10 protein-coding genes are annotated in these 13,889 nt (G+C 72.2%); 9 read left to right on the top strand and 1 reads right to left on the bottom strand.

Annotated features, from left to right (window positions below; all coding sequences use genetic code 11):
• Positions 1-13 precede the first annotated feature (13 nt).
• From AQJ91_RS02885 to cobI, 7 genes are read left to right on the top strand one after another with little or no spacing between them, the layout of a single operon-like run.
• Entirely contained in the window at positions 14-979 is a 966-nt protein-coding gene (locus AQJ91_RS02885) for a cobalamin biosynthesis protein (RefSeq protein WP_067015736.1), read from the top strand.
• Positions 976-2,511 (top strand): cobyric acid synthase, encoded by a 1,536-nt coding sequence (locus AQJ91_RS02880; RefSeq protein ID WP_067015733.1) that lies wholly within the window; start codon positions 976-978, stop codon positions 2,509-2,511. The genes AQJ91_RS02885 and AQJ91_RS02880 overlap by 4 nt, the downstream gene beginning before the upstream one ends.
• The gene (gene cobN, locus AQJ91_RS02875) at positions 2,508-6,188 is read left to right on the top strand and encodes a cobaltochelatase subunit CobN (RefSeq protein WP_067015730.1); all 3,681 of its coding nucleotides are present in this window, start codon (positions 2,508-2,510) and stop codon (positions 6,186-6,188) included. The genes AQJ91_RS02880 and cobN overlap by 4 nt, the downstream gene beginning before the upstream one ends.
• The gene (locus AQJ91_RS02870; protein WP_067015727.1) at positions 6,185-8,185 is read left to right on the top strand and encodes a putative cobaltochelatase; all 2,001 of its coding nucleotides are present in this window, start codon (positions 6,185-6,187) and stop codon (positions 8,183-8,185) included. Before cobN ends, AQJ91_RS02870 begins: the two co-directional genes overlap by 4 nt.
• A complete protein-coding gene (gene cobO, locus AQJ91_RS02865) occupies positions 8,185-8,793 on the top strand; it encodes a cob(I)yrinic acid a,c-diamide adenosyltransferase (protein WP_067015724.1) in 609 nt (202 codons plus the stop codon). Before AQJ91_RS02870 ends, cobO begins: the two co-directional genes overlap by 1 nt.
• Positions 8,790-10,253 carry a cobyrinic acid a,c-diamide synthase CobB gene (locus AQJ91_RS02860; RefSeq protein ID WP_067016122.1) on the top strand — a complete coding sequence of 488 codons (1,464 nt, stop codon included), beginning with the start codon at positions 8,790-8,792 and terminating at the stop codon, positions 10,251-10,253. The genes cobO and AQJ91_RS02860 overlap by 4 nt, the downstream gene beginning before the upstream one ends.
• Positions 10,250-10,981, top strand: coding sequence for a precorrin-2 C(20)-methyltransferase (cobI, locus tag AQJ91_RS02855; protein ID WP_107122334.1), 732 nt, complete (start codon positions 10,250-10,252; stop codon positions 10,979-10,981). Before AQJ91_RS02860 ends, cobI begins: the two co-directional genes overlap by 4 nt.
• An 11-nt stretch (positions 10,982-10,992) precedes the next feature.
• Here the strand turns inward: cobI and AQJ91_RS02850 are convergent, their stop codons facing one another.
• On the bottom strand, positions 10,993-11,739 hold the full coding sequence (locus tag AQJ91_RS02850) for a ZIP family metal transporter (protein WP_067015719.1): 747 nt from the start codon (positions 11,737-11,739) through the stop codon (positions 10,993-10,995).
• Positions 11,740-11,828: 89 nt separating this feature from the next.
• On the opposite strand from AQJ91_RS02850, the gene cobM reads away from it, so the two are divergent.
• Positions 11,829-12,647, top strand: a complete 819-nt coding sequence (gene cobM, locus AQJ91_RS02845) for a precorrin-4 C(11)-methyltransferase (protein ID WP_067015716.1) — start codon at positions 11,829-11,831, stop codon at positions 12,645-12,647.
• Complete coding sequence (locus AQJ91_RS02840; protein ID WP_067015713.1) at positions 12,644-13,882, top strand: bifunctional cobalt-precorrin-7 (C(5))-methyltransferase/cobalt-precorrin-6B (C(15))-methyltransferase; 1,239 nt, start codon at positions 12,644-12,646, stop codon at positions 13,880-13,882. Before cobM ends, AQJ91_RS02840 begins: the two co-directional genes overlap by 4 nt.
• Positions 13,883-13,889 lie beyond the last annotated feature (7 nt).

Raw genomic sequence — 13,889 nt, 5'->3', positions numbered from 1 at the left:
GCCGGCTGAGCCGATGCGGGCCGATCGCGTCTTCGCGTACGGCGCCGCCGCCGGCCTCCTCGGTGACCTCCTCCTCGGCGATCCGCGCCGCGGGCATCCGGTCGCCGTGTTCGGGCGGGCCGCGGGTGCCGTGGAGCGAGTGCTGTGGCGGGACCATCGCGGGTGGGGCGCGCTGCATGCCGTCGTGTGTGCCGGTGGTGCCGTCGCGCTGGGCGCCGTGGCCGCTCGTGCCGTCCGTCCGTCCTCTGCCGTCTCCGTCGCGCTGACCGGCGCCGCCACCTGGGCCGTGGTCGGGGGGACTTCGCTTGCGCGGGAGGCTCGGGTCATCGGGCGGGCTCTGGAGGACGGTGACGTCGAGGCGGCGCGGGCGCGGCTGCCGCATCTGTGCGGGCGGGATCCGCAGGCGCTGGACGCGGACGGGATCGCTCGGGCGGTCGTGGAATCCGTCGCCGAGAACACGTCCGACGCGGTCGTGGGGGCACTGGTGTGGGGCGCCGTCGGTGGGGTGCCCGGGCTGGTCGGGTTCCGGGCCGTGAACACGCTCGACGCGATGGTCGGGCACAGGTCGGCCAAGTACCGGCGGTACGGGTGGGCTTCGGCTCGGCTCGACGACGTCGCGGGGTGGCCGGGGGCACGGCTCACCGCGGTACTCGCCGCCGTCGCCGGGGACGATCCCCGGGGGGCTGTGCGGGCGTGGCGTGCTGACGCGGGCAAGCATCCGTCGCCCAACGCCGGGCCCGTGGAGGCGTCGTTCGCGGGGGCGCTCGGGGTGCGGCTGGGTGGGACGTTGTCATACGCGGGGCGGGTGGAGCATCGGCCTGTACTGAACGGGGAGGGGCGTGCGGTGGAAGTGGCGGACATCGAGCGGGCTGTTCGGTTGTCGCGGCGGGTGGGGTGGTTGGCGTTCGGGGTCAGTGCGGCCACGGCGGTACTGCGGGGGCGGACCGGCTTCGCCCCTCGGTCGGGGCGTGCCTCATGACCGGTGGTGGGCTTCTCGTCGCCGGTACCACCTCCGACGCCGGCAAGAGCGTTGTCACCGCCGGGATCTGTCGGTGGCTGGTGCGGCAGGGGGTCAAGGTCGCGCCGTTCAAGGCGCAGAACATGTCCCTGAATTCGTTCGTCACGCGCGAGGGTGCCGAGATCGGGCGGGCGCAGGCCATGCAGGCACAGGCGTGCCGTGTGGAGCCGACGGCGCTCATGAACCCCGTGCTGCTGAAGCCCGGCGGTGACCAGAGCAGTCAGGTCGTGCTGATGGGGAAGCCCGTCGGTGAGATGAGCGCCCGGGGGTATCACGGCGGGCGGCAGCAGCAGCTTCTCGGGACCGTGCTCGACTGTCTGACGCAGTTGCGGGGCACGTATGACGCGGTGATCTGTGAGGGGGCCGGCAGTCCTGCCGAGATCAATCTGCGGCGGACCGACATCGTCAACATGGGTGTCGCGCGCAATGCCGGGCTGCCCGTGCTCGTGGTCGGTGACATCGACCGTGGGGGTGTCTTCGCCTCCTTCTTCGGGACCGTCGCGCTGCTGCCCCCGGCGGACCAGGAGCTGGTCGCCGGGTTTCTCGTGAACAAGTTCCGGGGGGACGTGTCGCTGCTGGAACCCGGGATCGACATGCTGCACGGGCTCACCGGGCGGCGGACGTACGGCGTCCTGCCCTTCCAGCACGGCCTCGGCATCGACGAGGAGGACGGACTGCGGGTCTCCTTGCGCGGGACGGTCAGGGAGTCGGTCGTCGCGCCGCCCGTCGGGGAGGACGTACTGCGGGTCGCCGTCTGCGCCGTGCCCCTCATGTCCAACTTCACCGACGTGGACGCCCTGGCCGCCGAGCCCGGTGTCGTCGTGCGGTTCGTGGACCGGCCCGAGGAGCTGGCCGACGCCGATCTCGTCGTCGTTCCGGGGACCCGGGGGACCGTCAAGGCCCTGGAGTGGCTGCGTGAGCGGGGACTGGCGAACGCCATCGTCCGCCGCGTCGCCGAGGGGCGGCCCGTGCTCGGGATCTGCGGTGGGTTCCAGATCCTCGGCGAGCACATCGAGGACGAGGTCGAAAGCCGCCGGGGGCATGTGGACGGGCTCGGAGTCCTGCCCGTGCGCGTGCGGTTCGCCCGGGAGAAGACCCTGACGCGGCCGGTGGGCAAAGCCCTCGGGGAGCACGTCGAGGGGTACGAGATTCATCACGGCGTTGCCGAGATCGCAGGCGGCGAAGCGTTCATCTCTGATGACAAAGGACACAGCTTGGACGGCTGCCGGGTCGGTCAGACCTGGGGCACGCACTGGCACGGCTCGCTGGAGTCGGACGGGTTCCGGCGAGCCTTTCTGCGGGAGGTGGCGGCCGCCGCGGGCCGCCGTTTCGTGCCGGCCGCCGACACCTCGTTCGCCGCGCTGCGCGAGGAGCAGCTCGACCGGCTCGGCGACCTGATCGAACAGCACGCTGACACCGACGCGCTCTGGCGGCTCATCGAGTCGGGCGCGCCGCAAGGACTGCCTTTCATTCCACCGGGAGCGCCCGCATGAGCACTGTGTTGTTGTTGTCGACCGCCGACACGGATCTGTTGGCGGCCCGGGCCGCTTCCGATGCCTCGTACCGGATCGGCAATCCGACCCGCGTCGACGTCGCGACCGAACTGCCCGCGCTGGTCGAGGGCTCGGACATCGCCGTCGTACGGCTGCTGGGCGGCAAGCGGGCCTGGGAGGACGGGCTCGCCGCGCTGAAGGCATCCGGGATTCCGACCGTGCTGCTGGGCGGCGAGGCCGTTCCGGACGCGGAGCTGATGGCCGAGTCGTCCGTGCCCGCCGGTGTGGTGGCGGAGGCGCTCAGGTACCTCGTCGAGGGCGGGCCCGCCAACCTCACCGAGCTGGCGCGGTTCCTGTCGGACACCGTGCTGCTGACGGGCGAGGGGTTCGTCGAGCCGCAGAAGATGCCCGCGTACGGCGTCCATGGGGAGCGTGCGTACGTCGAGGGCCGTCCGACCGTCGGCGTGCTCTTCTACCGGGCCCATGAGCTGAGCGGCAACACCGCCTTCGTGGACACCCTGTGCGACGCGATCGAGGCGCGCGGCGCCAACGCCCTGCCCGTGTACTGCGGGTCGCTGCGTGGCGCCGACGCCGGACTGTACGAGATCCTCGGCAAGGCCGACGCCCTCGTCGCCACCGTCCTCGCCGCCGGCGGCACGCACGCCTCGCAGGCCTCGGCCGGCGGTGACGAGGAGGCCTGGGACATCGGGACGCTGGCCGAGCTCGACGTCCCGGTGCTGCAAGGGCTCTGCCTGACCTCCTCGCACGCCGCGTGGGACGAGTCGGACGCCGCCCTGTCCCCCATGGACGCGGCGATGCAGGTCGCGATCCCGGAGTTCGACGGACGGCTGATCACGGTCCCCTTCTCCTTCAAGGAGCAGGGTCCGGACGACGTTCCCGTGTACGTCGCCGCCCCCGAGCGGGCCGCGCGCGTCGCCGGAATCGCCGTGCGCCACGCTCAGTTGAAGCACAAGCCGAACCAGGACAAGAAGCTCGCGCTCGTCTTCACCGCCTACCCGACCAAGCACTCGCGCGTCGGGAACGCCGTGGGGCTGGACACGCCCGCCTCGGCGGTACGGGTGCTGGACGCGCTCCGGGACGCCGGATACGTCGTCGAACCACGCGACGGAGTCGCTGATGTCACCGTCCCCGACAACGGTGACGAGCTGATCCACCGGCTCATCAACGCCGGTGGCCACGACGTCGAATGGCTCACCGAGGAGCAGCTCGCCGCCGCGCCCGCCCGGGTGCCGCTGGCCGACTACCGGGCATGGTTCGAGAAGCTCGACCCGGAGCTGCGGGACGGGATGCTGGAGGCGTGGGGCGAGCCCCCGGGGTCCCTCTACGTCGACGGGGACGACATCGTCCTCGCCTCCCTCCAGTTCGGGAACGTCGTCGTCATGATCCAGCCGCCGCGCGGCTTCGGCGAGAACCCGATCGCGATCTACCACGACCCGGACATGCCGCCGTCGCACCACTACATGGCGGCGTACAGGTGGCTCGACAATTCGTTCGGCGCCGACGCCATCGTGCACATGGGCAAGCACGGCACGATGGAGTGGCTGCCGGGCAAGGGCCTCGGCCTGAGCGGGGGGTGCGCGCCGGACGCCGTCCTCGGGGACCTGCCGCTGATCTACCCGTTCATCGTCAACGACCCCGGCGAGGGCACCCAGGCCAAGCGGCGCGGGCACGCCACCGTCGTCGACCACCTGGTGCCGCCGATGGCGCGGGCCGACACCTACGGCGACCTGGCCAAGCTTGAGCAGCTCCTCGACGAGTACGCGCTGGTCTCCGACCTGGACCCGACGAAGGCGCCGGCCGTGCGGGCGCAGATCTGGACGCTGGTGAAGGCAGCCGAGCTGCACCACGACCTGCACGTCGACGACCAGCCGGACGACGACGCGTTCGACGAGTTCGTCATGCACATCGACGGCTATCTGTGCGAGATCAAGGACGTGCAGATCCGCGACGGGCTCCACATCCTGGGTGGTGGCCCGGTCGGTGAGCCGCGGGTGAACCTCGTGCTCGCCGTGCTGCGGGCCTCGCAGGTGTGGGGCGGGCAGGCGAACGCGCTGCCGGGTCTGCGGGCCTCGCTCGCCGCTCATTTCGGGCTCAGCGAGAAGGAGCTGCTGGCGGAGCCGGGTGCGCCCGTGAAGGTGCCGGTCGAGCTGAGCGACCTGGTGGAGGGACCGTCTCGTACCGCCGCCGACGCCATCGATCTGCTGGAGGAGCTGTGCCGGCGGGTCGCGGAGGGCATGGAGGCCAGGTCGTGGGACGTGACGACCGTCCCCGCCCTCGTCCGTGACGTCCTCCGCACCGAACTCCCCGATGCTGTCGCCGTGTTGGAGTTCGCCTGCGACGAGGTCGTGCCGCGGCTCGCCCGTACGACGGACGAGATCGGCCACATCCTCAAGGCACTTGACGGTGGGTACGTCCCCGCCGGGCCGTCCGGTTCCCCGACGCGCGGACTGGTCAACGTCCTCCCGACCGGGCGGAACTTCTACTCCGTCGACCCCAAGGCCATTCCGTCCCGGCTGAGTTGGGAGGTCGGACAGTCCCTCGCCGACTCGCTCGTTCAGCGGTACCTCCAGGACACCGGTGCGTACCCGAAGTCCGTCGGGCTGACGGTGTGGGGTACGTCCGCGATGCGTACCCAGGGCGACGACATCGCCGAGATCCTCGCGCTGCTGGGCTGCCGCCCGGTGTGGGACGACGCGTCGAGGCGGGTGACGGGCTTCGAGGTCGTGCCGCCGGCGGAGCTCGGGCGGCCGCGCATCGATGTCACGGTGCGTATCTCCGGGTTCTTCCGGGACGCGTTCCCACATGTGGTGGGGCTCATCGACGACGCGGTGCGGGCGGTGGCCGAGCTGGACGAGCCGGCCGAGTCCAACTTCGTGCGGGCGCACGTGGACGAGGACGCCGCCGAGCACGGGGACCGGCGGCGGGCGAGCGCCCGTGTCTTCGGCTCCAAGCCCGGGGCGTACGGCGCCGGACTGCTGCCCCTGATCGACGCGCGGAACTGGCGCAGCGATGCCGACCTCGCCGAGGTGTACGCGGTGTGGGGCGGTTACGCCTATGGACGCGGGCTCGACGGGCGGGCGGCGCGCGGGGACATGGAGACGGCGTTCAAGCGGATCGCGGTCGCGGCGAAGAACGTCGACACGCGCGAGCACGACCTCGTCGACGCGGACGACTACTTCCAGTACCACGGCGGCATGGTCGCCATGGTGCGGCATCTGACGGGCGCCAACCCCGAGGCGTACGTGGGTGATTCGGCCACGCCGGACCAGGTGAAGACCCGCACGCTGGGTGAGGAGACGCACCGCGTGTTCCGCGCGCGGGTGGTCAACCCGCGCTGGATGGCGGCCATGCGGCGGCACGGCTACAAGGGTGCCTTCGAGATGGCGGCGACCGTGGACTACCTCTTCGGGTACGACGCCACGGCCGGGGTCGTCGACGACTGGATGTACGAGAAGCTCAGCGCGGAGTACGTCTTCGATCCCGAGAACCGGGACTTCATGCAGAAGTCCAACCCGTGGGCGCTGCGGGGCATTACCGAGCGTCTGCTGGAGGCTGCCGACCGAGGGCTGTGGGCGGAGCCGGACGCGGAGACGCTGGAGCGGCTGCGGGCCACCTACCTGGAGCTCGAAGGCGACTTGGAGGGTGACGACAAGTGAGTACCCCGTTTCCGTTCACGGCCGTCGTCGGCCAGGACGACCTGCGGCTCGCGCTGCTGCTGAACGCCGTGTCGCCGGCGGTCGGCGGTGTGCTGGTGCGCGGCGAGAAGGGCACCGCGAAGAGCACCGCCGTACGCGCCCTTTCGGCTCTGCTGCCGGAAGTGGACGTCGTCGCGGGGTGCCGGTTCTCGTGCGATCCGGCTTCTCCCGACCCCGCCTGCCCGGACGGGCCGCATGAGGCCGGTAACGGCGGTAAGCGTCCGGCCCGTATGGTCGAGCTCCCCGTCGGCGCCTCCGAGGATCGGCTCGTGGGTGCGCTGGACATCGAGCGCGCCCTTGCGGAGGGGGTCAAGGCCTTCGAGCCCGGCCTGCTCGCCGACGCGCACCGCGGGATTCTCTACGTCGACGAGGTCAACCTCCTCCACGACCACCTCGTCGACCTGCTGCTCGACGCGGCCGCGATGGGTGCGTCGTATGTCGAGCGCGAGGGTGTCTCCGTACGGCATGCCGCGCGTTTTCTGCTCGTCGGGACCATGAATCCCGAAGAGGGCGAGCTGCGGCCCCAGTTGCTCGACCGGTTCGGGCTGACCGTCGAGGTCGCGGCCTCGCGGGAGCCCGACCAGCGCGTGGAGGTCGTGCGCAGGCGGCTTGCCTACGACGACGATCCGGGCGGGTTCGCCGCTCGGTGGGCCGAGGAAGAGGCCGCCGTACGGGCGCGGATCGTGGCCGCGCGGGCGTTGTTGCCGTCGGTGCGGCTGGGTGACGGGGCGCTGCGGCAGATCGCGGCGACCTGTGCGGCCTTCGAGGTCGACGGGATGCGGGCCGACATCGTGATGGCCCGGACCGCCACCGCGCTGGCCGCGTGGGCCGGGCGGACCGATGTGCTCGCCGAGGATGTGCGGCAGGCCGCGCTGCTCGCGTTGCCGCATCGGCGGCGGCGGAATCCCTTTGACGCGCCAGGACTTGACGAGGACAAGCTCGACGAGACGCTGCAGGAGTTCGCGGGGCCGGAGGAGGACGGGGATCCGGATCCCGACGGTCCCGGTGGGCCCGGTGGGGGTGGCGGGCAGCCGCCGTCCGACGGCCCGCAGGAGGACGGCGGCTCCGCCGCGCGTCCCGAGGCCGGGGAGGGCGGCGAACCGCAGGCCTCCGGTGGCGGGGAGCAGGCTCCCGCCCGGGCCTCCGAGCCCTTTCGTGCCAAGGTGCTGAGTGTGCCGGGCCTGGGTGAGGGTGCCGCCGGGCGGCGTTCGCGGGCGCGGACCGAGCATGGGCGTACGACGGGGGCGCGGCGGCCTCAAGGTGCGCTGACCAAGCTGCACTTGGCGGCCACCGTGCAGGCGGCCGCGCCGCATCAGCGGGCTCGGGGGCGGTCGGGGCGCGGGCTGGTGGTGCGGCGGGACGATCTGCGGCAGGCCACGCGGGAGGGGCGCGAGGGGAACCTCGTGCTGTTCGTGGTCGATGCCTCCGGGTCCATGGCTGCCCGGCGGCGGATGAGTGCTGTGAAGGGGGCCGTGCTGTCGTTGCTGCTGGATGCCTATCAGCGGCGGGACAAGGTGGGGCTTGTGACGTTTCGGGGGGCGGCTGCGGATGTGGCTCTGCCGCCCACCTCGTCCGTGGACGCCGCGGCCGCTCGGCTGGAGTCGCTTCCCACTGGGGGGCGGACTCCGCTGGCTGCCGGGCTGCTCAAGGCGCATGAGGTGCTGCGGGTGGAGCGGTTGCGGGATCCGGCTCGGCGGGCGCTCGTCGTCGTGGTGACGGACGGGCGGGCCACCGGTGGGCCCGAGCCCGTCGCGCTGTCGGGCCGGGCCGCTCGGCTGTTCGCCGCCGAGGGGGTCGCCTCCGTCGTCGTGGACTGTGAGTCGGGGCCCGTGCGACTGGGGCTCGCCGGGCAGCTCGCGGGTGAGCTCGGGGGTACGGCCGTGACGCTGGACGAGTTGCGGGCCGACTCGATCGCCGGGCTGGTCAAGGAAGTTCAGGGCAACAGGAGGGCCGCGTAATGCCTCAGGGACAGCCGAGTGTCGTACCGGACGACGGGCTGACTACTCGTCAGCGTCGTAATCGGCCGCTCGTCGTCGTGCACACGGGGGTTGGCAAGGGCAAGTCGACCGCCGCCTTCGGGCTTGCGCTGCGTGCCTGGAACCAGGGGTGGCCGATCGGGGTGTTCCAGTTCGTCAAGTCGGCGAAGTGGAAGGTCGGCGAGGAGCGGGCGCTGCGGGTGCTCGGGGACTCCGGGGAGGGCGGGTCCGTCGCCTGGCACAAGATGGGCGAGGGGTGGTCGTGGGTGCAGCGCGGCCTCCAGGGCGACAACGTCAGCAACGAGGAGAAGGCCCGGGAGGGCTGGGAGCAGGTCAAGCGGGACCTCGCCGCCGAGACGTACCAGCTGTATGTGCTGGACGAGTTCGCCTACCCCATGCACTGGGGGTGGGTCGACACCGATGAGGTCGTCGACGTGCTGCGTCATCGGCCGGGGACCCAGCATGTCGTCATCACCGGGCGGAACGCGCCCGAGAAGCTCGTCGGCTTCGCCGACCTCGTGACCGACATGTCCAAGGTCAAGCACCCGATGGACGCCGGGCAGAAGGGGCAGAGGGGCATCGAGTGGTGACTTCCTCCGTCCCACGGCTGGTCATCGCCGCGCCGGCCTCCGGCAGCGGCAAGACCACCGTTGCCACGGGGCTGATGGCCGCGTTCACCGCGCGGGGGCTTGCCGTGTCCCCGCACAAGGTCGGGCCGGACTACATCGATCCCGGGTATCACTCGCTCGCCACCGGGCGGGTGGGGCGGAACCTCGACGCGTATCTGTGCGGGGCGGAGTTGGTCGGGCCGTTGTTCGCGCACGCGGCGCGGGGGTGCGATGTCGCCGTTGTCGAGGGTGTCATGGGGATGTTCGACGGGGCCGCGGGGGAGGGTGAACTGGCGTCCACGGCTCATGTGGCGAAGCTGTTGCGGGCGCCGGTGGTGCTGGTCGTCGACGCCTCGTCGCAGTCTCGGTCCGTTGCGGCGCTCGTGCACGGGTTCGCCTCCTGGGATCCGGAGGTGCGGGTCGGGGGCGTGATTCTGAACAAGGTCGCGTCCGATCGGCACGAGGCGCTGTTGCGGGAGGCCTTGGATTCTGCCGGGGTGCCTGTGCTGGGGGTGTTGCGGCGGGCGGCTCAGGTGGATACGCCGTCGCGGCATCTGGGGCTGGTGCCGGTGGCTGAGCGGCGGGGGGCGGCTGTTGAGGCCGTCGCGGCTATGGCTGCGCAGGTTTCTGCCGGGTGTGATCTTGAGGGGTTGCTGGGGCTGGCGCGGGGTGCGGGGGCGTTGTCCTGTGCGGCTTGGGATGCGGCTGAGGTCCTCGCTCCCGCGGCGGGGCCGCTGATGGATGCAGTGCCCCCTCCGCCCCTTCCCGTCCCGTCCCTGGGGGCTGCCGCCCCCAAGCCCCCGCTTCGGCCCGAAGGGCCTCGTCCTCAAGTGCCGGGCGGGCTGAAAATCGCCGTTGCCGGCGGGGCTGCGTTCACCTTCTCCTACGCCGAGCACGCCGAGCTTCTCACCGCCGCCGGTGCCGATGTCGTCCCCTTCGATCCGCTGCGGGACGAGGAACTGCCCGACGGTACGCGCGGCTTGGTCATCGGCGGCGGGTTTCCCGAGGTGTACGCCTCCGAGCTGTCCGCCAACGAGCCTCTTCGCAAGGCCGTTGCCGAGCTCGCCTTCAGTGGGGCGCCCATCGCCGCCGAGTGTGCCGGGCTTCTCTACCTCTGCCGTGAGCTCGACGGGCTGCCCATGTGCGGTGTGCTCGATGCCGGCGCGCGGATGTCCGAGCGGCTCACCCTCGGGTACCGGGACGCCGTGGCCGTGAGTGACAGTGTGCTCGCCGGGGCCGGGACGCGGATGCGTGGGCACGAGTTTCACCGGACCGTCGTCGAGCCCGGCTCGGGGGCGGCTCCCGCCTGGGGTGTGCGCGCTCCTGAACGGCGGGTCGAAGGTTTCGTACAACAAGGTGTGCACGCCAGTTATCTGCACACGCACTGGGCGTCCGAGCCCGGTGTCGCCCGTCGGTTCGTGGAGAGGTGCCGGACGTCATGAGCAGCAGGCTGATCGGAGTCGGGGTCGGTCCCGGTGACCCGGAGCTGGTGACCGTCAAGGGCGTCAACGCTCTGCGCGCGGCCGACGTGGTCGTCGTACCGGTGATGGACAGCGGGGAGCGGGGGCGGGCCGAGGCGACCGTTCTGCACTACGTGCCCGGGGAGAAGGTCGTACGGGTCGTGTTCGCGCTCAACGAGCGGACCGACCGGGGGCGTCGGGAGGCGGCCTGGGACGCTGCGGGTGAGCGGGTTGCGCGGTTGCTCCAGGAGCACGGGGCCGTTGCCTTCGCCACCATCGGCGATCCCAATGTGTACTCCACCTTCACCTATCTCGCGCAGACCATCAGTGAGCTGGTGCCGGGGACCGTCGTCGAGACGGTGCCCGGGATCACCGCCATGCAGGATCTGGCGGCGCGTTCCGGGGCCGTGCTGACGGAGGGGACCGAGCCGCTGACCCTGGTGCCGGTGACCGCGGGGGCCGCCGTGCTCAAGGACGCGCTCGCCGGGCCGGGGACCGTCGTCGCCTACAAGTTCGGGCGGCAGGCCGGGGAGGTCGCCGAGGCGTTGCGGGAGACCGGGCGGATCGACGACGCGGTGTGGGGGTCCGCGCTGGGGCTGCCGGACGAGGCCATCCGGCCCGCCGGTGAGCTCGACGGGGCTCCCCTGCCGTACCTGTCCACACTCATCGCGCCCGCGCGGCGTGACGGCGGGCGGGGCGGCAAGCTGTGACCAGCCCTGCATCAGTCGGCGATCCCCACCACCAGCCAGATGAAGCCCGCCCCGGCGACCGTGCACAGCAGGGTCGAGCGGGCCGGGTGTTCGTGGTGGGCCTCGGGGAGGATCTCGGCGGCCGCCAGATACAGGAGCGCGCCGCCGAAGAGGCCGAGGTAGCCGCCGAGCACGTCCTCGGGGATGGTGACGAAGAGCGTCGAGGCGGCGCCCGCGACCGGGGCGACCGCGTCCGCGAACAGCATCGCGAGCGCTCTGCGCCGGGCGTTTCCGTACAGGCTTGTGATCGTGTACGTGTTGAAGCCGTCCGCGAAGTCGTGGGCGACGACCGCGAGGGCGACCGTCGTGCCCATGCCGCCGCCGATCTGGAAGGCCGCGCCGATCGCCACGCCGTCCATCGCGCTGTGGCCGACCATCGCCGCGGCCGCCGTCAGGCCCACCTCGGGCGTACGGCCACCGTGCGAGGCCATGTCGACAGCTTCCTCGGCGCCGTGGGCCGCCTGACGGGTCGCCAGCAGGCGTTCCACCAGATGGGCCAGCAGGAAGCCGGCCACGAACAGCAGGAGCGCCGCCGGTACGCCGAAGACCTCGGTGTCCGCCGCCTCCAGTGCCTCCGGCAGCAGGTCGAGGCCGACGACGCCCAGCATCAGGCCGCCGGCCAGGCCGAGGACCAGATGGCGGCGGTCGGTCACGCGATGTGCCGTCCAGCCGCCGGCCAGCGTCATCAGGAACGCGCCGAGCGCGACGAGGACCGCCATGTGACCTTGCTATCCGATCCGGCCGCTCCGGTCGCGCTCATCCGACCCGACCCGCGTTGAAGTTCCGTAAGACGAGAGGACCCGAACCCATGGCCGATGCCCCCACCGGCAAGGTGACCTTCGTCGGTGCCGGCCCCGGCGCCGCCGACCTGCTGACGTTCCGTGCCGCGCGTGCCATCGCCGAGGCGGACGTCGTGATCTGGGCGGCCAGCCTGGTCCAGGCGGAGGTCCTGCAGCACGCCCGCGAGGACGCGGAGATCCTCGACTCGGCGACGATGTCCCTGGAGGACGTCGTGGCCGTCTACGAGCGGGCCCGGCGGGACGGGCTGCGGGTCGCCCGTATTCACTCCGGTGATCCCGCCCTCTGGGGCGGTACGCAGGAGCAGCTCGACCGGTGTGCCGGCATCGGCATCGACACCGAGGTCGTGCCCGGCGTGTCCGCCTTCTCCGCCGTCGCGGCGCTCGCCCGGCGTGAGCTGACCATCCCCGAGGTGGCGCAGTCCGTCATCCTCACCCGGCTCGGTGGCGGCAAGACGCCGATGCCGCCCGGGGAGGAGGTGCGGGAGTTCGCGCGGCACGGGACGACCATGGCGGTCTTCCTGTCCGCCGCCCGCAGCGGACAGCTCGTGCGGGAGCTGCTGGAGGGCGGTTATCCGACGTCCACACCGGTCGTGATCGCCTATCAGGCGACCTGGCCGGAGGAACTGCTGGTGCGCTGCACGATCGAGACGCTGGAGGAGACGGTCAAGGAACACAAGCTCTGGAAACACACGCTGTTCCTGGTCGGCCCGGCGCTCGACGCGCACGGCACACGCTCGCACCTCTACCACCCCGGTCACTTCCACGGCTACCGCAAGGCCGACCCGGAGGCCCGCAGGGCCCTGCGTACGCGGGGTGCCGGAACGTGATCACGGTGGTCGGTACGGGGACGGGTGCACCGGTTCCCGCCGAGGCGCTGGCCGGCGCCGAGCTGGTGGTCGGCGGGCGGCGGCATCTGGACGCCGTACGGCTGCCCGAGGGCGTCGAGCGGGTGGTGCTCGGGGCGCTGGGGCCCGCCCTCGACACGATCGAGGAGTACGTCGTGAAGGGGCGGCCCGTGGTCGTGCTGGCCTCGGGGGATCCCGGGTTCTTCGGGATCGTGCGGGTGCTGGCGGAGCGGTTCGGGGCGGAGCGGCTCGATGTCCGGGCCGGGGTGTCGTCCGTCGCCGCCGCGTTCGCGCGGGTCGGGCTGCCGTGGGACGACGCGGTGGTGGTGAGCGCGCACGGGCGGGATCTGCGTACGGCCGTCAATGTGTGCCGGGCGCGGCCGAAGGTGGCCGTGCTGACGGGGCCGGGGGCGGGGCCCGCCGAGTTGGGGGCCGCGCTGCTGCACCGGACCGACTCACGTGTTCTCGTCGTCGCCTCGGCGCTCGGCTCGGCGGAGGAGCGGGTGGAGCGGGTGCCGCCCGCCGAGGCCGCCGCCCGGGACTGGGGGCCGTCGGTGAGCGTGGTGCTGTGCCTGGACGAGGCGCGGGCGCTGGGTGCCGTACGGACCGTCGCCGGGGCGCCCGCCGGGCCCGCCGGATGGGCGCTGGACGAGGGCGAGTTCGCCCACCGGGACTCGATGATCACCAAGTTCGAGGTACGGGCGCTGGCCCTGGCCCGGCTCGGGCCGCGCCTCGGCGACCTGGTGTGGGACGTCGGCTCGGGCTCCGGGTCCGTGGCCGTCGAGTGCGCGCGGTTCGGCGCCGCCGTCACCGCGATCGAGCAGACCCGGGACGGTGTCGGACGGATCCGCGCCAACGCCCTGGCCCACGGGGTCGACGTACGTGCCGTGCATGGTGCGGCGCCCACCGTCCTGTCCGACCTCGACGATCCGGACGCCGTGTTCATCGGCGGCGGGGGGCATGAACTGCCCGCCATCGTCACCGCGTGCGCGCGCCGGGCCCGGCGGACCGTCGTCGTCGCCCTGGCCGCGCTCGACCGGGTGCCGGCGGTGCGTGCGGCGCTCACCGGTGCCGGGTTCGCCTGCGACGGGGTCCTGTTGCAGTCGTCGCGGCTCGCGCCGCTGCCGGGGGACGTGACCCGGTTGGCGGCGACGAATCCCGTATTCCTGCTGTGGGGCGTCCGGCCTCCGGCGCCCAGTGAAGGAGTTTCCCATTGAATCCTCT

This window comes from Streptomyces dysideae (assembly GCF_001514305.1).
Lineage (GTDB): Bacteria > Actinomycetota > Actinomycetes > Streptomycetales > Streptomycetaceae > Streptomyces > Streptomyces dysideae.
The sequence above is the reverse complement of the archived record's forward strand: the minus strand, read 5'-3'. Positions and strand labels throughout refer to the sequence as shown.